This is a genomic window from Neorhizobium sp. USDA 3394 (assembly GCF_056280385.1).
On sequence record NZ_JBWCDU010000001.1, the window covers coordinates 3967501 to 3990186 of the forward strand.

The 22686-nt window shown below is 62.0% G+C and carries 17 protein-coding genes, 1 tRNA gene, 2 rRNA genes and 1 pseudogene (1 of these 21 only partly in view); 6 read left to right on the plus strand and 15 right to left on the minus strand.

What is annotated here, in order from left to right; all coding sequences use genetic code 11:
• The 5 genes and pseudogenes from ACZ9EJ_RS19540 to ACZ9EJ_RS19560 all read left to right on the plus strand — a co-directional run.
• Positions 1–1147 (plus strand): 23S ribosomal RNA (locus ACZ9EJ_RS19540); it begins 1654 nt to the left of the window's first position.
• Positions 1148–1383: 236 nt separating this feature from the next.
• Positions 1384–1498 (plus strand): 5S ribosomal RNA (gene rrf / locus ACZ9EJ_RS19545).
• A gap of 259 nt (positions 1499–1757) precedes the next feature.
• A tRNA-Met gene (locus ACZ9EJ_RS19550) sits at positions 1758–1834 on the plus strand.
• A gap of 225 nt (positions 1835–2059) precedes the next feature.
• The gene (locus ACZ9EJ_RS19555; protein ID WP_046641723.1) at positions 2060–2602 is read left to right on the plus strand and encodes a sigma-70 family RNA polymerase sigma factor; all 543 of its coding nucleotides are present in this window, start codon (positions 2060–2062) and stop codon (positions 2600–2602) included.
• A pseudogene (locus ACZ9EJ_RS19560) lies at positions 2599–3316 on the plus strand (anti-sigma factor). Before ACZ9EJ_RS19555 ends, ACZ9EJ_RS19560 begins: the two are co-directional and overlap by 4 nt.
• Positions 3317–3331: 15 nt before the next feature.
• Here ACZ9EJ_RS19560 and ACZ9EJ_RS19565 read toward each other — a convergent pair.
• From ACZ9EJ_RS19565 to ACZ9EJ_RS19635, 15 genes are all read right to left on the minus strand, one after another.
• Positions 3332–4720 carry a M20 family metallopeptidase gene (locus ACZ9EJ_RS19565; RefSeq protein WP_046641725.1) on the minus strand — a complete coding sequence of 463 codons (1389 nt, stop codon included), beginning with the start codon at positions 4718–4720 and terminating at the stop codon, positions 3332–3334.
• Between the two features lie 17 nt (positions 4721–4737).
• On the minus strand, positions 4738–5745 hold the full coding sequence (locus tag ACZ9EJ_RS19570; protein WP_046641726.1) for an ABC transporter ATP-binding protein: 1008 nt from the start codon (positions 5743–5745) through the stop codon (positions 4738–4740).
• Positions 5742–6731: an ABC transporter ATP-binding protein gene (locus tag ACZ9EJ_RS19575; protein WP_046641727.1), complete on the minus strand. Its 990-nt coding sequence runs from the start codon at positions 6729–6731 to the stop codon at positions 5742–5744. Before ACZ9EJ_RS19575 ends, ACZ9EJ_RS19570 begins: the two co-directional genes overlap by 4 nt.
• Positions 6728–7672, minus strand: a complete 945-nt coding sequence (locus ACZ9EJ_RS19580) for an ABC transporter permease (protein WP_046641728.1) — start codon at positions 7670–7672, stop codon at positions 6728–6730. The genes ACZ9EJ_RS19575 and ACZ9EJ_RS19580 overlap by 4 nt, the downstream gene beginning before the upstream one ends.
• Positions 7669–8640 carry an ABC transporter permease gene (locus tag ACZ9EJ_RS19585; RefSeq protein ID WP_046641729.1) on the minus strand — a complete coding sequence of 324 codons (972 nt, stop codon included), beginning with the start codon at positions 8638–8640 and terminating at the stop codon, positions 7669–7671. Before ACZ9EJ_RS19585 ends, ACZ9EJ_RS19580 begins: the two co-directional genes overlap by 4 nt.
• Before the next feature lie 10 nt (positions 8641–8650).
• Positions 8651–9805 carry an acetylornithine deacetylase gene (argE, locus tag ACZ9EJ_RS19590; protein ID WP_046641730.1) on the minus strand — a complete coding sequence of 385 codons (1155 nt, stop codon included), beginning with the start codon at positions 9803–9805 and terminating at the stop codon, positions 8651–8653.
• On the minus strand, positions 9805–11376 hold the full coding sequence (locus tag ACZ9EJ_RS19595; RefSeq protein ID WP_255743269.1) for an ABC transporter substrate-binding protein: 1572 nt from the start codon (positions 11374–11376) through the stop codon (positions 9805–9807). Before ACZ9EJ_RS19595 ends, argE begins: the two co-directional genes overlap by 1 nt.
• A 353-nt stretch (positions 11377–11729) precedes the next feature.
• Positions 11730–13691, minus strand: coding sequence for a 3-hydroxyacyl-CoA dehydrogenase NAD-binding domain-containing protein (locus ACZ9EJ_RS19600; protein ID WP_046641732.1), 1962 nt, complete (start codon positions 13689–13691; stop codon positions 11730–11732).
• 7 nt (positions 13692–13698) lie between these two features.
• Positions 13699–14094 carry a RidA family protein gene (locus tag ACZ9EJ_RS19605; RefSeq protein WP_046641733.1) on the minus strand — a complete coding sequence of 132 codons (396 nt, stop codon included), beginning with the start codon at positions 14092–14094 and terminating at the stop codon, positions 13699–13701.
• Positions 14072–14503, minus strand: coding sequence for an acyl-CoA thioesterase (locus ACZ9EJ_RS19610; protein ID WP_046641734.1), 432 nt, complete (start codon positions 14501–14503; stop codon positions 14072–14074). Before ACZ9EJ_RS19610 ends, ACZ9EJ_RS19605 begins: the two co-directional genes overlap by 23 nt.
• Positions 14504–14511: 8 nt before the next feature.
• Positions 14512–15687 (minus strand): acyl-CoA dehydrogenase family protein, encoded by a 1176-nt coding sequence (locus ACZ9EJ_RS19615; protein WP_046641735.1) that lies wholly within the window; start codon positions 15685–15687, stop codon positions 14512–14514.
• The gene (locus tag ACZ9EJ_RS19620; protein ID WP_046641737.1) at positions 15687–16529 is read right to left on the minus strand and encodes an enoyl-CoA hydratase family protein; all 843 of its coding nucleotides are present in this window, start codon (positions 16527–16529) and stop codon (positions 15687–15689) included. The genes ACZ9EJ_RS19615 and ACZ9EJ_RS19620 overlap by 1 nt, the downstream gene beginning before the upstream one ends.
• A gap of 59 nt (positions 16530–16588) precedes the next feature.
• Positions 16589–17035, minus strand: a complete 447-nt coding sequence (locus ACZ9EJ_RS19625; RefSeq protein ID WP_038594288.1) for a cupin domain-containing protein — start codon at positions 17033–17035, stop codon at positions 16589–16591.
• 42 nt (positions 17036–17077) lie between these two features.
• Entirely contained in the window at positions 17078–17875 is a 798-nt protein-coding gene (locus tag ACZ9EJ_RS19630; protein ID WP_046641738.1) for an SDR family NAD(P)-dependent oxidoreductase, read from the minus strand.
• A gap of 10 nt (positions 17876–17885) precedes the next feature.
• Entirely contained in the window at positions 17886–20231 is a 2346-nt protein-coding gene (locus tag ACZ9EJ_RS19635) for a bifunctional salicylyl-CoA 5-hydroxylase/oxidoreductase (RefSeq protein ID WP_046641739.1), read from the minus strand.
• A gap of 297 nt (positions 20232–20528) precedes the next feature.
• Between ACZ9EJ_RS19635 and ACZ9EJ_RS19640 the strand changes: the two genes are divergently transcribed.
• Positions 20529–22685 carry an indolepyruvate ferredoxin oxidoreductase subunit alpha gene (locus ACZ9EJ_RS19640; protein WP_046631566.1) on the plus strand — a complete coding sequence of 719 codons (2157 nt, stop codon included), beginning with the start codon at positions 20529–20531 and terminating at the stop codon, positions 22683–22685.
• The last annotated feature ends 1 nt before the right edge of the window (position 22686 follow it).

Genomic DNA, 22686 nt, shown 5'->3' on the forward strand with positions numbered 1-22686 from the left:
TGGGCAACCATAATGGGGTGGCACAGACCAGGGGGTAGCGACTGTTTATCAAAAACACAGGGCTCTGCGAAGTCTAAAGACGACGTATAGGGTCTGACGCCTGCCCGGTGCTGGAAGGTTAAGAGGAGAGGTGCAAGCTTTGAATCGAAGCCCCAGTAAACGGCGGCCGTAACTATAACGGTCCTAAGGTAGCGAAATTCCTTGTCGGGTAAGTTCCGACCTGCACGAATGGCGTAACGACTTCCCCGCTGTCTCCAACATAGACTCAGTGAAATTGAATTCCCCGTGAAGATGCGGGGTTCCTGCGGTCAGACGGAAAGACCCCGTGCACCTTTACTATAGCTTTACACTGGCATTCGTGTCGGCATGTGTAGGATAGGTGGTAGGCTTTGAAGCGGGGACGCCAGTCTTCGTGGAGCCATCCTTGAAATACCACCCTTATCGTCATGGATGTCTAACCGCGGTCCGTTATCCGGATCCGGGACAGTGTATGGTGGGTAGTTTGACTGGGGCGGTCGCCTCCGAAAGAGTAACGGAGGCGCGCGATGGTGGGCTCAGACCGGTCGGAAATCGGTCGTCGAGTGCAATGGCATAAGCCCGCCTGACTGCGAGACTGACAAGTCGAGCAGAGACGAAAGTCGGTCATAGTGATCCGGTGGTCCCGCGTGGAAGGGCCATCGCTCAACGGATAAAAGGTACGCCGGGGATAACAGGCTGATGACCCCCAAGAGTCCATATCGACGGGGTTGTTTGGCACCTCGATGTCGGCTCATCGCATCCTGGGGCTGGAGCAGGTCCCAAGGGTTTGGCTGTTCGCCAATTAAAGCGGTACGTGAGCTGGGTTCAGAACGTCGTGAGACAGTTCGGTCCCTATCTGCCGTGGGTGTAGGAATATTGACAGGATCTGTCCCTAGTACGAGAGGACCGGGATGGACATATCTCTGGTGGACCTGTTGTCCTGCCAAGGGCATAGCAGGGTAGCTATATATGGAATGGATAACCGCTGAAGGCATCTAAGCGGGAAACCAACCTGAAAACGAGTATTCCCTATCAGGGCCGTGGAAGACGACCACGTTGATAGGCCGGGTGTGGACGTGCAGCAATGCATGAAGCTTACCGGTACTAATCGCCCGATTGGCTTGATCGTTCTCATTGATTATGCTCATCGAACGAAGTTCGATGTGCCTAAGACCTTTGTCCTGACGGCGTACGCAAACCTTTGGTTTGCTGCCTGCGGACGGCCCGCGCCACATGGCGCGACGGCCTCTGGCCTGTATGGGTGCCCAAAGCGCCATCGGGTCTGGAAAGGTTTAAAGACGTGTTCAAAGACTAAAAAATGAGGTTTACCTCAACCAGCTTCTCAAAAATGTTGCGCTTCGCTGACCTGGTGGTTATTGCGGGGCGGCCGCACCCGTTCCCATTCCGAACACGGCCGTGAAACGCCCCTGCGCCAATGGTACTCCGTCTCAAGACGCGGGAGAGTAGGTCGCTGCCAGGTCTGCAAAACGCAACATATCTTCTCGATCCACGAAATCTGCGGCCCCTGGCCGACCCAAGGGCCGCCCACAAAGCGGCCCTTTTGCTTTGCAGAATATGAAAACTTCGGGGTGCAATCGTTCTGCGTCCCTTACAGGAGACAAATCGCCTTCGGCAATTTGCTCCGGAACAAGGCGTAACCGCTCAACCGGTTACGCCAACGCGACAAAACCAAAACGGTTTTGCGCTTCGCTATTTTGCCTTCGGCAAAAAGCTTATAACGCGGGGTGGAGCAGCCCGGTAGCTCGTCAGGCTCATAACCTGAAGGCCGCAGGTTCAAATCCTGCCCCCGCAACCAAACATTCCTGCGATAATAACAAAGCCCCATCACGGGGCTTTTTGCGTTTCCGGCCTTCATTTGCGCCAGCGCGGCCCAGCAGGTCTTCCAGGATTGAGAAACAACGCATCGCGGGACATCGGCTGCGGCGGGATAGAAGACCCTGTTTGCAGGTTTTGCGACGAAGGCGTCTTGTTTTTTGAGATCAGCGTTCTCTATAGATGGGGACGGCGAGGTTTTTTCCGAATGCAAAGCAATGAGATCGCGGCTCTGGTCAATCGCGTGGCGATGGGTGATCGCAAAGCGTTCGCCTCGTTGTATAATGCGACGAGCCCGAAACTATTTTCGATCTGCCTGCGTATCTTGAAAGACAGGGCCGACGCGGAAGAGGCGCTTCAGGAAATCTATGTGAGGGTCTGGCAGCGCTCCAGGACTTTCGCAGTCGATACCGGTTCACCCCTCGCCTGGCTGGCGGCGATCGCACGCAATCATGCGATCGACATCCTCCGGGCGAGAAAGCCTGTCGCCGAAGACCTGGCCGATGCATACGACCTTGCCGATGACGGCACGCTCGATCCCGAACAGCAGGTGGCCAATGCGGATGAAGGCCGTCGCATCGACAGGTGCATGCAGGAGCTTGCCTCGGTGCATGCGCGTGCGGTTCGACGTGCCTATGTGGAAGGTTTGAGTTATCTTGAACTGGCGGAAGAATTGAAGGTACCGCTGAATACGGTGCGCACGTGGCTGCGCCGGAGCCTTTTGAAACTAAGAGAGTGCATGGAGCGATGACGTCGGGCGAACAAAGTCAGGGCAGGCGGCCGCAGGACGAGATCCTGGCCGGCGAGTACGTGCTCGGCGTTCTGTCGCTCGAGGCCCGCCGCGCTGTCGAGCAGCGGATCGCCAATGACCGCGCGTTTGCCCGGCTCGTCGAGCGATGGCAGGCAGACCTCGCCGCATTCAACGACGACTACGAGGACGTGATGCCGCGTCCGGCGATTTTCGGCCGGATCGAAACGCGGCTCTTCGGTCCCGCCCGGGCTGCCCCGTCCTCATGGGGCGTATGGAATTCCGCGCTGTTCTGGCGACGGCTCTCGTTCGCCACGACGGCTGTTGCGGTGGCTGCCGTCTTCTATGCATCGGGCGTGACCCGAAGGCCGCAGGGATCCGCGCCGCTGGTGGCGGAATTGTCCTCGACCGATAGCCAGATCAACCTGCTTGCGTCCTACGATGCCGGAAACGGGCGTCTGCGGATCGTACCGGTCGCGGCCGGCGGGCGGGAGGAGAAATCGCTGGAGCTCTGGCTGGTGCCCGGAGGCGGTAAGCCGCTGTCTCTCGGCGTCTTTGAGCCGGATCAGGCAAGGAGAGCTCGTGATACCCGCCGGTCTGCGTCGCGACATGGCCGAGGGCGCGACGCTTGCCGTCAGCCTCGAACCGTTCGGCGGCTCGCCGACCGGTGTGGCGACCGGTCCGGTCATAGCAAGCGGCGCCGTGCGCAGGCCCTGACGCCGAAGCTGAAGGTCAGGCCGCAGTCTCGCCGATATCCCAATAGAGCCCGGCCATGATCGCGAGCCCTTCCCGGACGATCGAGATCGGCAGGTGCTCGTTCGGCGCGTGCTGCAGGCAGCCCGGATAGGAATGCGGGATCCAGATGGTCGGCAGGCCGAGCAGATCAGAGAAAATGTTGTTCGGCAGCGAGCCGCCGAGATTGGGCAGTATCGCCGGTGGCGCGCCCACGGTTTTTTCAATCGAAGCGGCGACCCGTCTGACCCACGGATGATCGGGATCGAGGCGGCTGGCGGGGAAAATCGCGTCAGTCGGATCCTTGACCACGACGCGGTCGTAACCTGCGTCCTTCAGCGCTTTGCGGACGGCCGGGACGACCACATCCGGATCGACGCCGACAGGGAAACGAAGCTGCATGCGGGCGCGCGCCCTTGGCGGGATGGCGTAGAGCGGCTGGGCGAGGTTGCCGCATTCCATCTCCATCACCTCGAAGGAACTCCAGGCAAAGACCTTTTCCTCCGGCGTCAGGCCGGGCTCGCCCCACCAGGGCTCGATCGGCGGATCGCCGGCAGCGGGCCTGATGTGGCAATGCTTCAGTGCCGCACGGACGTTTTCCGGGATCGAACCCGGCGTCATTTCGGGCACCTTGATCTGGCCGGTGCGGCCGACGAGCGCGGTGATCGCGTGGCAGAGTTCTATGCCGGGATTGGAGAGGAGGCCGCCCCAGTTGCCGGAATGCTGAAAACTTTCGCGCGCATCGATCTCCAGATGGAAGGACATGCCGCCGCGGGCGCCGAGAAAGATCGTCGGGCGGTCGAGAGCGAGGCGCGGACCGTCTGAGGCGATGAAGACGTCCGCCTTCAGCTCGTCCTTATGCGCCGCGCACATTTCCTCCAGCCCCAGCGAGCCGGACTCCTCGCCCATCTCGATCAGGTATTTGAGATTGAAGCCGAGCGAGCCTTTTGTCGCAAGCAGTGCTTCGATCGCGGCGAGGTTCACGGCATGCTGGCCCTTGTTGTCGGCCGTGCCGCGGCCGTACCAGGCGCCGTTCCTCTCGGTCATCTCGAAGGGCGAGAGACCTGTCTCCCACTGGCCGTCGAGGCCTGCGACGACATCGCCGTGGCCGTATTGCAGGACGGTGGTGAGGCTTGGGTCCTCGATGCGTTCGGCCAGCAGGAAGGGGCCGGGAGCTCTATCGTTTTCGTAGATTTTCGTCGTGAAGCCGAGGCGCTCGAAAAAGGGCTGCATGTCCTCGGTGATGTAGCGCCAAAGGTCCGGCTTGTTGGCCGCGACGCGGCTGGCGGACGGGATCGCCACGCGCCGTCGCAAGGTTTCTTCGAAGGAACCGTCATCGAGATAGCCGACGGCTTTGTCTATCGTTGCTTGGCGGGAGACGGTCGTCATGGGGTATCCTTGAAAATTCAGGCCATCCTGACCTGTGCGGCCGGCGGAAAGACCGTCGCGTTCGACAGATCGAGATCGAAATGACAGCGGAACATGCCGCCGCTCTCGGTCGCTTTCTGCGGCGGCGAGGTATTGCGGCAGATATCCTGCGCGAAGGGGCAGCGGGTGTGGAAACGGCAGCCGGAAGGCGGGAAGGCCGGGTTAGGCAGCTCGCCGGCGATCGGATGCAGCGACCGGTCGCTGGTGTCCATGTCCGGCGCGGCATCGATCAGCAGGCGCGTATAGGGGTGGCGCGGCTTGTGGAACAGTTCGTCAGACGTCGCCTCCTCAACCAGTTCTCCAAGATACATGACGCCGATCCGGTCGGCCATGATGCGCACGACCGAGAGATTGTGGGTGATGAACAGGCTGGTGAGGTGGAGGTTCTTCTGGAGGTCGCGGAGCAGGTTGAGGATCTGCGCCTGAACCGAGACGTCGAGCGCCGAAGTCGGTTCGTCGAGAACCAGGAAGTCCGGTTCTCCGGCAAGCGCCCGGGCGATGCAGATACGCTGCCGCTGGCCGCCTGAAAATTCCTGCGGATATTTTTCGGCGTCTGCGGCGGAAAGGCCGACCTGGACCAGCAGTTGGTCGACGCGGGCGCGGATCGCGGTGCGGCCCTGGCGCAGCTTGTGCACCCGGATCGGCTCGGCAATGATGTCCTCGATCGTCCAGCGGCCGTTGAGCGAGGAATAGGGATCCTGGAAGATCATCTGCAGGCGCGGCTTGTTGCCGGATGCATTCGGCGGAAAGCTGATCTCCCCGGATGTCGGCGCCATCAGGCCGGAGACGAGGCGCGCGAGCGTGGATTTGCCGCAGCCGCTCTCGCCGACCAGGCCCATGGTTTCGCCATGGCGGACGGTGAGGCTGACGTCGCTGACGGCCTTGGTGCCGCCGCTCTCGTTCTTCTTCAGCCGCTCGAGAAGGCTCTGGTTGCGGCGATAGACCTTGCTGACGTGGTTGAGAATAAGGAAATCGGAAGCGCTCATGCGGTCACCCTTTCCAGCGGATGGAAGCAGGAAAAGGCAGAGCTTTCCTCATGATAAAGCGGTGGTATGGTCGCGCGACAATCGCCTTCCGCCCTGAAACAGCGCGGGTTGAAGGCGCAGCCGGGCGGAACCGCACCGAGCCCCGGCATGGCGCCGGGGATCTGGTCGAGCCGCATCTCGCCGGTGGCCGACGGCATCGGCGTCGCCCGGATGAGGCCGCGCGTATAGGGATGTTTAGGGGCATTGAACAACTCGCCGGCCGGGCCGATTTCGGCAACGCGACCGGCATAAAGCACCGCGACGCGATCGGCCATCTTGGCGATGACGCCGAGGTCGTGGGTGATCAGCATCATGCTGACATTGCTTTCGCGATGCAGGTCCCGCAGCAGTTCGAGGATATGGGCCTGGACCGAGACATCTAGGGCGGTGGTGGGCTCGTCGGCAATCACCAGCGCCGGGTCGGCGCAGAGTGCCAGAGCGATGACCACGCGCTGCCGCATGCCGCCGGAAAGCTGGTGCGGGTAACGCTTGAACTGGACGTCCGGATTGGGCAGGCCGACGCGGTCGAGCCAGTCGAGCGCCCTCTTTTTGGTCTGGCTGCCGCCGAGTCTCAGGTGCGCCTGGATGGTGTCGCAGAGCTGCTGGCCGATCGTGATGACCGGGTTGAGGCTGGTCATCGGGTCCTGGAAGACGAAACCGATCTTGCCGCCGCGCACGCCGCGCATCGCCTTGGGGGAAAGCTGGTCGAGCCGCTCGCCGGCAAGGGTGATGGTACCGCCGGTGCGCTTCAGCGGCGGTACGAGGAGATCGATGATCGCAGCACCGGTGATCGACTTGCCGGCGCCGGATTCGCCGACGATGCCGAGCACTTCGCCGGGATTGACGAAGAAGGACACCTTGTCGAGCGCGGTGACCAGCCGTCCGTCGCGGTTGATGGTGACGGTAAGGTCGCGGACGTCGAGGAGGGGAGTGGCTGCGTTGATCATGAGCGGCCCCGCAGGCGCGGATTGTAGACGTCGCGCAGGTGGTCGCCGAGGATGTTCACCGAGACGACGAAGAGGACGAGGACCAGGCAGGGCCAGACCGAAATCCACCATTCGCCGGACTGCAGGAAATTGTTGCCGTTGCGGATCAGCGTGCCGAGCGAGGGCGAGGTGACCGGAATGCCGATGCCGAGAAAGCTCAAGGTCGCCTCGGTGATGATGGCGATACCGAGATTGATGGTGGCGATAACCAGGACCGGCGCCATGACGTTCGGCAGGATATGCAGGACGATGATCGCAAGATTGCTGCGGCCGGTGATGCGGGCGGCCGAAACATAATCCTGGTCGCGCTCGATCATCACGGAGGAGCGGATGGTGCGGGCATACTGGACCCAGAACGCGATTCCGATCGACATCACGACGATCGCGATGGCGGTGCCGACGCTGCGTTCAGTGCCGAGTGCTGCACGGGCCGCACCGTCGATGATCATCGCGAGCAGCAGGGCGGGATAGGCAAGCTGCACGTCGGCGACGCGCATGATGAAGGCATCCACCTTGCCGCCGACGAAACCGGCGATCAGGCCGAGGCTGCCGCCGAGGACGAGGCCGATGGTGACCGACAGGAAGCCGACGATGATCGAGGTGCGCATGCCATAGGCCATGGCGGTGATCAAGTTGCGGCCCTGGTCGTCGGTACCGAGCGGGAAATCGGGAGAACCGTCCGCCATCCATGCCGGCGGAATGAAACTGTCCAGCACCGACATGCCGGAGAACTCGAACGGGTTCAGCGAGAACAGCGGCACGACGAAGGCGTAGATCAGCAGCGCGATGATCACGAAGGCGCAGAGAGTGGGACCGGGTGCCTTGCGCATGGCACGCAGAAGCTTGCTGCCTCTGCTGCGGCGAATGGGGCCGGCCGCGGGAGTGTTGACGACAGGCGTCATGATTGCCTCCTCAACACACGGGCGTCGATCAGCGGGTAAAGCAGTTCGACGATCAGATTGATGACCATGAAGACCAGGCCGACGAAGATGAGATAGATGGCGATGACCGGAATGTCGGCCCCCTGGATCGATTGCAGGAAGAGCGAGCCGAGGCCCGGCCAGGCGAAGACGTTTTCCGTCACCACCGAAAAGGCGATAATGTTGCCGAGCTGCAGGCCGAGCATGGTGATGACCGGCAGCAGCGTGTTCTTGATGGCGTAGACATACCAGATGCGCGCTTCGGACAGACCGCGGGCGCGGGCAAAGCGGATGTGTTCGCTCTGGCCGACTTCCATCAGCTGGGTGCGCAGCATGCGGATGATGAAAGCGACCTGGAAGGTGGAAAGGGTCGCTGCCGGCAGGAAGATCGCCCGCCAGCCGGAAACGCTGAGAAGCCCGGTCTTCCAGAAGCCGAGATCGACCACCGTGCCGCGCCCGAAGGACGGGAGCAGGCCAAGCTGAACGGAAAACACCGCGATCAGCAGGATGCCGACGACGAAATTCGGGAGCGTGATGCCGGCCGTCGAGATCAGCATGATGAAGCGGCCGAAAACCGAATTTGGATTGACGCCGCAATAGATGCCGGCCGGCACCCCGACCACGATGGTGATCAGCAGGCTGACGAAGGCGAGCTCGACGGTGGCGGGCAGGCGTTCGGCGATCAGGTTGGCGACCGGGTCCTGGGTGCGATAGGAAAAGCCGAAATCGCCCTGCAGCATGTTGCCGATAAAATGCAGGAACCGCGTCCAGAGGGGCTGGTCGAGGCCGAGCTTGGCGATCAGTTCCAACCGCTCGTTGACGGTCGCGTCGGCGGAGAGGAGGGCCGCCAACGGATCACCGATATTGGCGACCAGCAGGAAGGCGATGAAGCTGATCACCAGCAGGACGATAATCGTCTGCACGATGCGTGATGCGGCATAATTCAGCACGACAAGTTCCTTAGCAGCAGCTATCCCCGAGCCGGTCGAGGAAGACGGCACATTTCTCGAGCTCGGAGATCGCAACCGATTCGTCCGGCTGATGGGCGTCGGCGATATCGCCCGGACCGATGACGACCGAGGGGACGCCGGCGATCTGGAAGATGCCCGCTTCCGTGCCATAGGAAACATAGCGGGGTTCGCTGCGGCCGAGAAGCGCCAACAGTTCCGCATCGAGCGCAGGATCGTTGTTGGGTTTGAGGCCCGGTATGCTGGCCTGGACGTCGAAGACGATGCCGCAGGACGGATCGATCGCCTTCATGGCCGGTTCGAGGCTTTCGGCCGCGAAACGCTTCATGTGGTCCAGAACCTCATAGGTGTTCTGACCCGGGATGAGGCGCATTTCCCAAAAGAACTCGCAGTTTTCCGAGACGATATTGCCGTGCAGGCCGCCCCTGATGACGGTGACCTGGGTGGTCGAATAGGGTGGGTCGAGCCCTTCGAACCGCGGGCCGTTGCGCATGTCCTCGCGGATGCGGTTGATCTCGGCGATCATGTCGCCGGCGACCATGACGGCGTTGACGTAGCGGTCCGGTTGCGAGGAATGGCCGGGCTTGCCCTTAATGCGGCACCAGCCGATCAGGCCGCCCTTGTGGGCTGCGATCATGTCCATGCTGGTCGCTTCGCCGATCACGGCAAGGCGCGGCTTCAGGTCGCTTTGGCCAACCCACTCGGCCATCGAGCCGACTCCGGTGCAGCCGACCTCCTCGTCATAGGAAAAGGCGAGGTGTACAGGCTTCTTGAGGTTTTTGGCGGCAATGCTGGGCACGGCCGCGAGACAGCAGGCGAGAAAGCCCTTCATGTCGGTCGCGCCGCGGCCGATCAGGCGGCCGTTCGCTTCCCTCAGCGTCCATGGGTCGCCGGTCCAGGCCTGGCCTTCGGTCGGCACCACATCTGTATGGCCGCTGAAGATGATGCCGCCGGGCGCTTCCGGGCCGATCGTGATCAGCACGTTGGCCTTGTTTCCCTCGGGATTTGCGAAGCGCCGGACGCGCCCTCCGAAGGGGGCGGTCTGGGCTTCGACATATTCGATCAGGTCGAGATTGGAAACGGCGCTGACAGTCGGGAAAGCAACGAGGCCGGCAAGCTGCCTCGTTATATCGGATACAATGGTCATTACTTCACCGTGAAATAACGCAGCGGGTAGGCAAGGTCGGCCGGCTGGACGACGGTGACGTTGTCCTTGACGCCCCAGAGAATGTTCAACTGGTGGAGCGGAATGAAGGCGACGTCGGCTTTCATGAGCTTGAAGGCCTGGGTGATATAGCCGGTGCGCTTGGCCTGGTCGGTCTCCTTGCCGATCAGGTCGATCAGCTTGTCGACTTCCGGGTTGGAATAACCGCCGATGTTGAAGGCGCCGAGGCCGCTCTTGGGATCGCGGGTGGCAGCGATCGAAGTCAGGAAGATGTGGGCGTCATAGGTGGCCGGCGAGTAACCGAGCATCGCCATGCTGGTATTGTATTCCGGCGGGTTGACCTGGGTCGCCCATTTGGCGGTCGGCTGGGCGCGCGGATCGACCTTGATATTGATGCGGGCAAGCGAGGCGGCGACCGCAAGGCAGGTCGCCTCGTCGTTCATGAACCTGTCGCTGGTGCAATCGAGCGTGACGGAAAAGCCGTTTTCGTAGCCGGCTTCCTTCATCAGCGCCTTGGCCTTGTCGACATCCGGCTTGACCGGTGCGCCGAGGGCGGCATCGAAACCGTTGACTTCCTTGCCGATCGGCAGGCCGACCGGGACCGAGAAATTGCGCATGATGCGCTTCTGGATCGCGCCGGTGTCGATCGCCAGTTCCATGGCTTGGCGAACCTTCAGTTCCTTGAAGGGGTTCTTGGTCTTTTCGCTGCCGAAGATCAGGCTGTCACGGGCGACATCCGGCTGGATGTAGATGGTGCGAAGGTCGGGGCCTGCCTGCATGTGCAGCTTCGGATCGTTCTCGATGCGCTCGGCATCCTGCGGCGGTACGCCGTCGATCATGTCGACTTCGCCGGAGATGAGTGCGGATACGCGGGTCGACGGGTTGGGGATCACGAAGAACGTCGCGTTGTCGACATTGCCGGTCTTCTTGTCCCACCAGCCGGCGTTCGGCGCGAAGACCGTCTTCACGCCCGGATCGCGTTCCTTGATGACGTAGGGACCGGTGCCGATGGCATTGCGGTTGGCAAACGTTTCCGTGGCGTTGTTGGCGGCGCCCGGCTGCACCGTGTTATTCGCCTCGGCCCATTCCTTGTCCATGATGTACCAGTTGGTGATCTGGTTCGGCAGGATGGGGTTGATGGCGCGCGTCTTGATGCGGATCTTGTGGTCGTCGACCTTCTCGATCGAAGCGATCGAATTCAGGTTGGCCTTGATGCCGCCGGCCTGCCCGCGGGTCAGCGAGAAGACCACGTCATCTGCGGTGAAGGCATTGCCGTTCGAAAATTTCACGTCCTTGCGGAGGTTGAATTCCCAGGTCGTGCCGTCGATCTGTTTCCAGTCGGTCGCAAGTGCCCCCTCGATCTTCTGCTCGGCGTTACGGCGCACAAGCGGCTCGTAGACATTGGCAAGAACGGCGAAGATCAGCGTGTTCGAAACCGCATGGGGATCGAGCGTATAGGCATCGAGCGGACCTGCGAACTTGAAATCCGCCGCCTGGGCCATGCCCCCGAGCGGAGCGGCAATCGCGGCTGCGGCGATGGTACCCAGCAGCATCTTACGTTTGAATGCAGAAAACGGGAAAGGCATCATGATCTCCTAAGCGCGCTACGAGACAGTCGGAATATGGAACAACGATGCGGTAGATATTTTATAGTTAAAATATCTCGACGGAGTGAGCCCTGGAATTGCGAGCATGCAGCGTTCCCTGTCGTTGTTTTGAGATGCCTACTTGCGGGGCTTGGGCAAACAATAGGCGAAATAACGAAACATGCAAGCATGTTTGATCAAATGAGCGCAACTCTTTCGGGCGAGCAAAATACCGGCGCGCGGAAGCGCTTCCGAAGCGCAGGTGCATCGGAATATATGAAGAATTTCAATGTCATATGTGGTGATGGGAGCTGCGAGCCTTAGGCTCGGGCAAACATGGGACCGCCCTTGTGGGCTGGAAATCCATAGCCGTTGATCATCACTAGGTCGATATCGCTGGCTCTTGCGGCCACCCGCTCGGCCAACAGAGCCTCACCTTCGCAAGCCATCGCACCGAGCATTCTTTCGAGAATTTCGCTTTTCGAGAATGCGCGGGGGGTAACGCCCCTTTTAGCTCGGGCGGCTTCTATGATGGCCGTCACTTCCGGATCGATGGTGCGCTTGCCGTCCGGGTATGCGTACCAGCCGCGGCCGGCTTTCTGGCCGAGGCGACCCGCTTCGCAGAGCGTGTCGGCAATCTCGACATAACGGGCAGAAGGATCACGCGTAGCCGCCTGCCGCTTTCGGCGTGCCCAGGCGATTTCGAGGCCGGCCATGTCGTAGACGGCGAAGAGACCCATCGGGAAACCGTAATCCTCCAGCGCAGCGTCGATCTCGTGCGGCAGGGCGCCGTCCTCCAACAGGAACTCGGCTTCGCGGCGATAGGCGGAAAAGATGCGGTTGCCGATGAAGCCTTCGGTGACGCCGGTGACGACCGGCAGTTTGCGCAGTTTCTTGGCGACCGCCAGCCCCGTTGCCAGCACGTCCGGTGCGGTCTTGGCGCAACGCACGACTTCGAGCAGGCGCATCACATGGGCGGGCGAGAAGAAGTGCAGGCCGAGAACCCGTTCCGGGTGGGCGGTCGCGGCGGCGATCTCGTCCGGGTTCAGGTAACTGGTATTGGTCGCCAGCACGGCATCCGGGCGGATGACCTTGTCGAGACGCTGGAAGAGATCGGTCTTGACGGCGAGATCGTCGAATACGGCTTCGACGACGAGATCGCAGGGAGCGAGATCGACATCTTCCGCAGTCACGGAAAGCCGCGCCTTCTGGGCTTCGAAGCCGGCCTGGTCGAGGCGGCCGGAGGCGAGGTTGCGTTCCAGCAGGCCGACGATGCGCTCGCGGCCCTTTTCGGCAGCTTCGACAGTCTGATCGAGGCCGATCACCGAATAACCGGCGCCAAGGGCCGCGACGGCAATGCCGCTGCCCATCAGGCCAAGGCCGCAGATGCCGATCGTCTTGACCGGGCGAGGTTCGACGCCTTCCAGACCTTCGACCTTGGAGGATTCCCGTTCGGCGAAGAAGACATGGCGCAGGGCCGCAGCCTCGCGGCTGTCGCGCAGTGCGAGGAAGGTGGCGCGCTCGTCCGCCAGGCCTTCGGCGAGCGGACGGTTGGACGAGATGACCAGCCGGACCGCTTCCGCGGGCGCTTTCTGGCCCCGCGCCCGGGCGAGGATCTTGACCGAGGCTTTTTCGATTTCGACCGGATCGGCAGCGGCGACATCCAGATCGCCCGTGCGGCGGAGAGGTTTGCCGGCCAGCGCCAATGCCGAGGATATTGCAGCCTCAACGAGATCGCCTGCGGCCACCTCGTCGATGATCCCGAGCTTCAGGGCCTCGTCGGCCTTCACCGAACGTCCCGAGGTGATGAGGTCGAGTGCCGCCGGAATGCCGATCAGGCGCGGCAGGCGTTGCGTGCCGCCGGCGCCGGGTACGATGCCGAGCTTGACTTCGGGCAAGCCGACCTGTGCTGCCGGCGAGGCAATGCGATAGTGGCAGGCAAGCACCACTTCGAGACCGCCGCCGAGTGCCGCGCCATTCAGCGCCGAGACGACCGGCTTCGACAGGCATTCGATCGTCTCGATGACATCAGGCAAGGTCGGTTCCGTGGCCGGCTTGCCGAATTCCTTGATGTCGGCGCCGCCGATGAACGTCTTTCCTGCGCCGGTGACAACGACACCGATCACATCGGGAGCCGTTTCGGAGTGGGCGAGCGCCTTTTCCAGTCCGCTGCGGACATCGACGGAGGTGGCGTTGACCGGCGGATTGTCGATCGTGACGACCAGAACTCCGTTGCGGGTCGTGGCTGAAACCGTGGCGGAAAACTCGGTCGTCTTGCTCATGATTGCCTCAGGCCGGAATGACGGCGGTCGCCTGGATTTCGATCTTGGCGCGGTCTTCCACCAGCGCCACGACCTGCATGGCGGCCATGGCCGGGAAATGCTTGCCGATGATCTCGCGATAGGCCTGGCCGATGCCCTTGAGGTTGCCGAGATATTCGGCCTTGTCGGTAAAGTACCAGGTCATGGTGGTGATGTGCTGCGGGCCAGCGCCGGCCTCGGCCAGTACGGCGACGATGTTCTGAAGCGTCTGGCGCACCTGGCCGACGAAATCGTCGGTCTCGAACTGGCATTGGCCGTTCCAGCCGATCTGTCCGCCGACGAAGACCTGGCGGCCGGTGGCGGCGACGCCGTTGGCGTAACCGATCGGTTTTGCCCAGCCTTCAGGCTGCAGAATCGTGTGCATCTTGTCTCTCCAAATGCTGTGTCAGCGCGGCGCGCATATCATCGGGCCAGGGAAGGGCCTTGTGGGTTTCGTTCGAGGTGGCGACCAGACGCTGCCTGGCGGTCCAGAGCAGCCGGTCGCCTGCCCGCACCTCGTATTCGAGATCGGCGGAACTGTTACCGACCCGCATAACCTTGACGGTGAAATCCATCATATCGCCATGGTAGCCTGGGCTCTTGAAGGCGACGTCCAGCGTCACGGTCGGCACGCCAATCTTGCGGTGACTGATCATGTCCGGCCAGGGCGAACCGATCGCGCCGAAAAATTCCTCGCAAACGCCGACCATGATGTTGAGATACGATGGGAAATAGGCGATGCCGGAAGGATCGCAATCTCCAAAGTTCAATCGGCGGGAGGTCGTGTAAGCCATGATCGTCCTCACGCCTTCAACAGTTCGCGGGCAATGATGAGCTTCTGGACCTCGGTCGCGCCCTCATAGATGCGTAGCGCCCGGATTTCCCGGTAGAGGCTCTCGGTGATCTCGCCGCTCTTCACGCCACGGCCGCCAAAGATCTGCACGGCTCGGTCGATGACGCTTTGTGCGTTCTCCGTCGCCACCATCTTGGCCATCGCGGCTTCCTTGGTGGTCGGCAGGCCCTGTACGTCGCGGCGCCAGGCGGCGCGGTAGGTGAGGAGCGCCCCGGCATCGATCTGCGCTGCCATGTCGCCGAAGGCGGCCTGGGTGAGCTGCAGGTCGGAGAGGTGATTGCCGAACATCGGCCGCGCCTTGGCATAGGCGAGCGCTTCGTCCAGTGCCCTCTTGGCAAAACCGAGAGCGGCGGCGGCGACGGAGGCTCGGAAAATGTCGAGGGTCCGCATGGCGATCTTGAAGCCTTCACCGGGCGCGCCCAGCAGGCGCGACGCGGGAATGCGGCAGTTTTCGAAGCGGATCGTCGCCAGCGGATGCGGGGCGATCACGTCGATGCGCTCGGCGATCGAGAAGCCGGGATCGTCTGCGTACACGACGAAAGCGGAGATGCCGCGCGTGCCGGGCGCTTCGCCGGTGCGGACAAAGACGGTGTAGACATCGGCGATGCCGCCGTTGGAAATCCAGGTCTTCTCGCCATCGAGGATATAGTGGTCGCCATCCTTTCGGGCAGCGCAGGCCATGGCGGCGACATCCGAGCCGGCTTCCTTTTCAGAGAGCGCGAAGGCGGAGATCCACTCGCCGGACTGCGCTTTCGGCAGAACGGTTCGGCGAAGTTCCTCGGAACCGGAAAGGCCGATGGCGCCGGTGCCGAGACCCTGCATGGCGAAGGCGAAGTCCGCCAATCCGTCATGCCAGGCCAGCGTCTCACGGGTCAGGCAGGCGGCGCGGCTGTCGATCGGCTGGCTGCCGCCGGCGCCGGTCGCCGCGTCGAGAAGGCCGGCCTGTCCGAGCGCCTTGACGATCCCCCGGCAGGCGCCGTCGGTATCCGAATGGTCGATATGGCTCAGCGCGCCCGAAGCCGCGAAGGCATCGAGCTTTTCGGCGAGCGCCTTGTGGCTCTCGTCGAAGAAAGGCCAGTCGAGGAAATCGCGCGCCGGTCCTTTGAGGGTTGTGGGATTGGCCATCAGTCGCCCTCGAAGACCGGCTTGCGCTTTTCGGCAAAAGCCTCGAAAGCACGGCGGAAATCCTTGGTCGCCATGCAGATCGCCTGCGCCTGGGCTTCCGACTCGATCATCTCCTCGATGCCCATGGCCCATTCCTGGTTCAGCATGGTCTTGGTCATCGTATGCGCGAACCACGGGCCGTCCGCCAGCGAATGGGCCAGCTTCACGGCCTCCGCCTCGACGGCGTCCTGGGCATGGAGTGCGTTGTAGAAACCCCATGCCTGGCCTTCATCAGCGCTCATCGTACGGCCGGTGAAGAGAAGCTCGGCGGCGCGGCCCTGACCGATGATGCGCGGCAGGATCCCGCAAGCGCCCATGTCGGCGCCGGCGAGGCCGACGCGGGTGAAGAGGAAGGCGGTCTTGGTTTCCGGCGTCGCCAGCCGCATGTCCGACGCCATGGCGAGGATCGCGCCGGCTCCCATGCAGATGCCGTCGACGGCAGCCACGATCGGCTGCGGGCATTTCTTCATGGCCTTGACGAGATCGCCGGTCATGCGGGTGAAGGCCAGCAGGTCCGGCATCGCCATATGGGTCAGCGGCTCGATGATTTCGAAGACGTCGCCGCCGGAGGAGAAATTGCCGCCGGCGCCGGTCAGGACGATCGAGCGGATGTCGGAGGCGTAAACGAGATCGCGAAAAAGATCGCGCAATTCCGCATAGCTTTCGAAGGTCAGCGGGTTCTTGCGCTCCGGACGATTGAGACGAACCGTTCCGACGCGGCCGTTTTCGCTCACTTCCCAGAGGAAATGTTTCGGCTGGTAATCGCGAAAACCGTGCTTCATGTCCTTCATCACGTCACTCATGTTCGTCTCCTCTCCTTTTCGCCGACCGTCCCTTTCCGGGCGGCGGGACCTCTCCCGGGTCAGTCGTTGGCGGAAGGCGGCAGGAAATCCACCTCGTGCGCGGCGGAAACCTTCACGATCTCCTCCACATCGGTCATTTCATGCAGCTCTTCGAAAAGCTTCTGGAGTTTGCGGGCCGGTGAGACCCAGAAAAGTGCCCGGCAGGGCTTGTCGGACTTGTTGAAGTATCCGTGAGGGATGCCGCGCGGCATGCGGACCAGATCTCCGGCCTTCGCCTTGACCCATTGGCCGTCGAGCTTGAGATCGAGTTCACCTTCCTGCACGAGGATGAATTCGTCCTGGGTCGGGTGGACGTGCACAGGCACGAACTGTCCCGGGAGGCTGTTGGTTTCAAAGGCGAAGGTGTCGTCGCAGACCGCCTTTGGGAAATAGACCTGGCCGAGGATATTCCAGCTGGTGCCATTATACCCGCTACCATTCTCTGTTATGCCCTTTTCCAGTTCCATCCTGATCTCCCGGTTTCGTTTCCTGGTTCATGCCGAGGCCGACTAACCCGCCATGACTTCTCCCCCGGCAACCGCGATTGCCTGTCCGTTGATCGACGCGGCTCCGGGCGATGCCAGCCACAGAACCGTGTCTGCAACCTCCTCCGGCTTCACCAGCCGCCCCTGCGGATTGCTCCTGGTAAGTTCCTGTCGCGCCTGCTCTTCCGTCCGTCCGGTCTTTGCGACGATCGTCTCGATCGAACGGGCGATCAGCGGTGTGTCGGTAAAGCCGGGGCAGACGGCGTTGACGGTGATGCCGGTCCTCGCAAGCTCCAGCGCCAGGGAACGGGTAAGGCCGACAACGCCATGTTTGGCTGCCACGTAGGCAGAGACGTAGGCATAACCTGTGAGCCCCGCGGTCGAGGCGATGTTGATGATGCGGGCGCCTGCGCCAAAAGCCTTGATATCCGGCAGCACGGCCTGGGTCACGAGGAATACGCCGGTGAGATCGACCGACATCACCCGGTTCCACATCTCAAGCGAGGTCTTTTCGAACGGCGCACTCGGGCCTTCGCCGGCATTGTTGACGAGGATGTCGACAGGACCGAACGCGGCCCGTGCCGTCTTCAGGCCGTTGTCGATGGCGATCTCGTCGGTGACGTCGAAACCGTCGGCAACGCAGACCTTTTCCCTGCCAAGCGTTGCGGCAAGTGCCTCCAGAGGCTCGGCCCGCCGGCCGGCGAGGGTCACCCGCGCGCCGGCTTCCACCAGCGCCGTTGCGATCGCCGCGCCGATGCCCGAGCCCGCGCCGGTGACGAGGGCGTGACGGTTGGCAAGTTTGGCAAAGGGCGCTTCGCTCATGATGCGATCCTTATTTCGCTGCCGCGGGGCCGGCCGCCGGAGGAGCAACGGTGGCCGCGGCACGCGCGAGGTTGGTCTCGTACTGCGCCTTGCCGGAATAATACTGTTTTGGCCAGGGAATGTCCGTCAAGCCGATCTTGGCCGCCTCGTGAAGAACCCAGGCCGGATCCGCGAGATGCGGGCGGGCGACGGCGCAGAGATCGGCGCGGCCGGCGGCGATGATCGAGTTCGCATGATCGGCCTCCGAAATCGCGCCGACGGCGATGGTCGGGATGCCGATCTCGTTGCGGATCTTGTCGGAGAAGGGCGTCTGGAAGAGGCGGCCATAGACCGGCTTTTCTTCCTTCCATACCTGGCCGGACGAGCAGTCGATCAGGTCGGCTCCGGCCTCCTTGAACATCCGCGCGTAGATCGCCGCGTCTTCAGGCGTGTTTCCGCCTTCGAACCAGTCATGGCAGGAGAGGCGAACGGAAATCGGCTTGTTTTGCGGCCAGACCTCGCGGACCGCCTTGAAGACTTCCAGCGGATAACGCGCGCGGTTTTCGTGGCTGCCGCCGTATTCGTCGGTGCGGATGTTGGTGAGCGGCGAGAGGAAGCTCGATAGAAGATAGCCGTGGGCGCAATGCAGCTCCAACCAGTCGGCGCCGGATTCGGCCGCGAACTTTGCGGAGCGCACATGGTCGGCGATGACACGATCCATGTCGGCGCGGTCCATAGCCTTCGGAACCTGGCTGGTCTTGAGGTAGGGGAGCGCCGAAGCCGAGATCAGCGACCAGCCACCCTCTTCGACCGGCTGGTCGATACCTTCCCAGGCGACCTTGGTCGAACCTTTGCGGCCCGCATGGCCGAGCTGAATGCCGACCTTTGCCGCGGAATTCTCATGGACGAAGGTGACGAGCCGCTTCCATTGCGACGCCTGTTCAGCGTTCCACAGACCGAGGCAGCCGGGGGTGATGCGGGCATCCGGCGAGACGCAGGTCATTTCCCCAAATACGAGGCCGGCGCCGCCGAGCGCGCGGGAGCCGAGATGGACCAGATGGAAATCGTCCAGCAGCCCGTCTTTCGCAGAATACATCGCCATCGGCGACATGACGATACGGTTCGGCAGATGGGTTTCGCGCAGCGAATAGGGCGTGAACATCGGCGGCAGGGTGCGGCCGTTGCCGGTCACCTCGATACCGTTTTTCCTGGCGAACCAGCGTTCGTAACCTTCAAGCCATTTGGGATCGCGCAGGCGGAGATTCTCGTGGCTGATACGCTGCGAGCGGGTCAGCATCGAATACATGAACTGTTCCGGCTCCAGCGTATCGGCGTAACGCTGGCCGACCACTTCGAACCATTCCATGGCGTTGCGGGCCGCATTCTGGATGCGGGCGACATCGACTCGGCGGATTTCCTCGTAGGTTTCGAGGACTGCCGGGATCTTGTCTTTCGAATGGCCGAGCTTGTTGAACTGGTTGCTGAGCTCGATCGCGTCGTCGATGGCGAGCTTGGTGCCGGAACCGATCGCAAAATGGGCGGTATGGGCGGCGTCGCCCATCAGCACGACATGCGAGTTGCCGTTGAAATGGCTCCACTTGCCGCAGATCAGGCGGTTGAAGTTCAGCCAGGCCGAGCCGCGCAGATGGCGGGCATTGGTCATCAATTCGGAGCCTTCGAGGACTTCCGAGAACAGGTCCTGGCAGAAATCGATCGATCCCTGCTGGTCCATCCGGCCGAGGCCGTGCTTTTCGTAGGCCTCTTCCGTCGTTTCGACGATGAAGGTCGAGGTCTTGTCGTCGAACTTGTAGATATGCGCCTGGAACCAGCCGTGATCCGTCTTGCGGAAATCGAAGGTGAAGGCGTCGAAGAGCTTGTTGGTGCCGAGCCAGATATAACGGTTAGGGCGCACGACGAGATCCGGTTCGAAGACCTCCGGATAACGGTTGCGGATCTTGGAGTTGAAGCCGTCCGAGGCAATGATCAGGTCTGCATCCGGATAATCGACATCGCCATTGGAATCGGTTTCAAAAACAAGCTCGACGCCGAGCGCCTCGCAGCGGCGCTGCAGGATGTTCAAGAGCTTCTTGCGGCCGATGCCGACAAAGCCGTGGCCGGAGGTGCGCTGGCGCGTGCCCTTGAAGAGCAGCTCGATATCGTCCCAGTGGTTGAACGCATCCTCGATTTCGGCAGCACTTTCCGGGTCCCACGCCTTCATCGACACCATGGTGGCATCGGAGAAGACCACGCCCCAGCCGAACGTGTCGTAAGGCTTGTTGCGCTCGACGACGGAAATGGAATGCTCGGGATGCAGCTTCTTCATCAGGAGCGCGAAATAGAGACCGGCCGGGCCGCCACCGATACAGACGATGCGCATATCCAAGTCCTCCTGACGTTCAGTCGCTGATTATTTTAAGTTTAAACTATATGGCGTTTGATCGGCCCGTCAAGCGGATTTGCGGTAACGCCGGCAGTTTTCATGCGGGATCGGCCAAATAATATGCATATGCATATATAATGCCTCCAGTTGCCCGCTCCTCCGTCCCGCTCGATGTTCGGTTAAAGCAAGGCTCATTGTTCCGGCAGCATTTGTGAATTGACAAATGGCGGCCGGCGAAAATATGCTTTTGCAAATGATTATGGATTGAAGCCGAAAAGGCGAAGGGGAACTGCCATGGCCGAGCGATCTTTTGCGCGCGAAGTCGAGGATCTCAAACTTGGAGAGGGCGAGATTTTCCGGGGTGAAGGCATTCTCGCCATCACCAAGGCGCTGCTGCAATCCGGCGTTTCCTATGTCGGCGGCTACCAGGGTTCGCCGATCTCGCACCTGATGGATGTGCTCGCCGACGCCAAGGACATCATGGAGGACCTCGGGGTCCATTTCGAGACCTCGGCCTCGGAAGCCGCAGCGGCGGCGATGTTGTCTGCCTCGGTGATGTATCCGGTCCGCGGCGCCGTGACATGGAAATCGACGGCCGGCACCAATGTCGCGTCGGATGCGCTCTCCAACCTGTCCTCCGGCGGCGTCAATGGCGGTGCGCTGATCATCCTCGGCGAGGATTTCGGCGAAGGCTCTTCGATCATGCAGGAACGCAGCCATGCGTTCGCGATGAAGTCGCAGATGTGGCTTCTCGACCCGCGTCCCAACCTGCCGGCAATGGTTCAGGCCGTGGAAGACGGCTTCCAGCTTTCGGAAGCCTCCAACACCCCTGTCATGCTGGAAGTGCGCATCCGCGCCTGTCACGTGCACGGCCAGTTCGTCGCCAAGGACAACCAGCGGCCAAAGTTCACGCTCCGCGAGGCGCTGGAAAACCCGGTCCGCGACGTCAACCGCATCGTCCTGCCGCCGGCGAATTTCGGGCAAGAGAAGGACAAGCTGGAGCGCCGCTGGCCGGCTGCCGTCAACTTCATCAAGGAAAGGAAGCTCAACGAGCATTTCGGCCCTGAGGAAGGCGAGATCGGCATCATCACGCTTGGCGGTCTCTACAACGGCGTCATGCGCGGCCTGCAGCAGCTTGGCCTGGCGGATGTCTACGGCAATTCGTCGGTGCCGATCTACGTGATGAACGTCGCCTACCCAACGATCGACGACGAGGTGGTCGATTTCTGTCTCGGCAAGAAGGCCGTGATCATGGTGGAGGAAGGCGCGCCGGAATATATCGAGCAGACGCTTCACACGCTGATGCGGCGCCGCGACATCCAGACGCGTCTGCACGGCAAGGACATCCTGCCGCTTGGCGGCGAATATACCGCGCCCGTGATGATGAAGGGTCTGAAGACCTTCATCGAGATGTACGACCGTTTGTTGCTCGGCAACCAGCCGCCGGTGCCGGATCCGAGCGATGTTCTCAACGATCCCAAGGTGAAGGCTCTGGCCGAAGTCGTGCCGGCACGCCCGGCCGGTTTCTGTACCGGCTGTCCGGAGCGGCCGATCTTTGCGGCCATGAAGCTGGTCGAAAAGGAACTCGGCGAACACCACGTCTCGGCCGATATCGGCTGCCACCTGTTCTCGATCCTGCCGCCCTTCAATATCGGCGGTACCACCATGGGCTACGGCCTCGGCCCGGCTTCCGCTTCCGCCTTCAACGTCGAGTCGGACAAGCGCTCGATCGCGGTCATGGGCGATGGCGGCTTCTGGCACAACGGCTTGGCGACCTCGGTCGGCAATGCGGTGTTCAACAAGCAGGATGGCGTCATCCTCGTCGTCGACAATTTCTATTCGGCGGCGACCGGCGGGCAGGACATCCTGTCGTCACGGGCCATCAACCCGAACCGCAAGACCAACAACTCGATCGTCAACGCGGTGAAGGGCATCGGCGCCACCTGGGTGCGCCAGATCGACCGCACCTACGATGTCGCCAAGATGCGCGACACGCTGAAGGAAGCGCTGACGAGCAAGGAAAAGGGTCCGAAGATCATCGTCGCCTCCTCCGAATGCATGTTGAACAAGCAGCGCCGGGTGAAGCCGCAGTTCAACCAGGCGGTCAAGGACGGCAAGCGCATGGTGAAGGAACGCTTCGGGGTGGACGAGGATGTCTGCACCGGCGATCACGCCTGCATCCGGCTTTCTGGCTGCCCGTCGCTGTCGGTCAAACACACGGATGATCCTTTGAAAGACGATCCGGTCGCGGCGATCGACAATAGCTGCGTCGGCTGCGGCAATTGCGGCGAGGTTTCCGAGGCCGCCGTTCTCTGTCCATCCTTCTACCGCGCCGATGTGATCATGAATCCGACCGGTTGGGACAAGTTCCTCTCGAAATTCCGCGCTTCGGTGATCGGCTGGCTGCAGGCCCGCCGCGCTGCCGGCCGCGTCGTCTTCGCGGAGGCTTGAT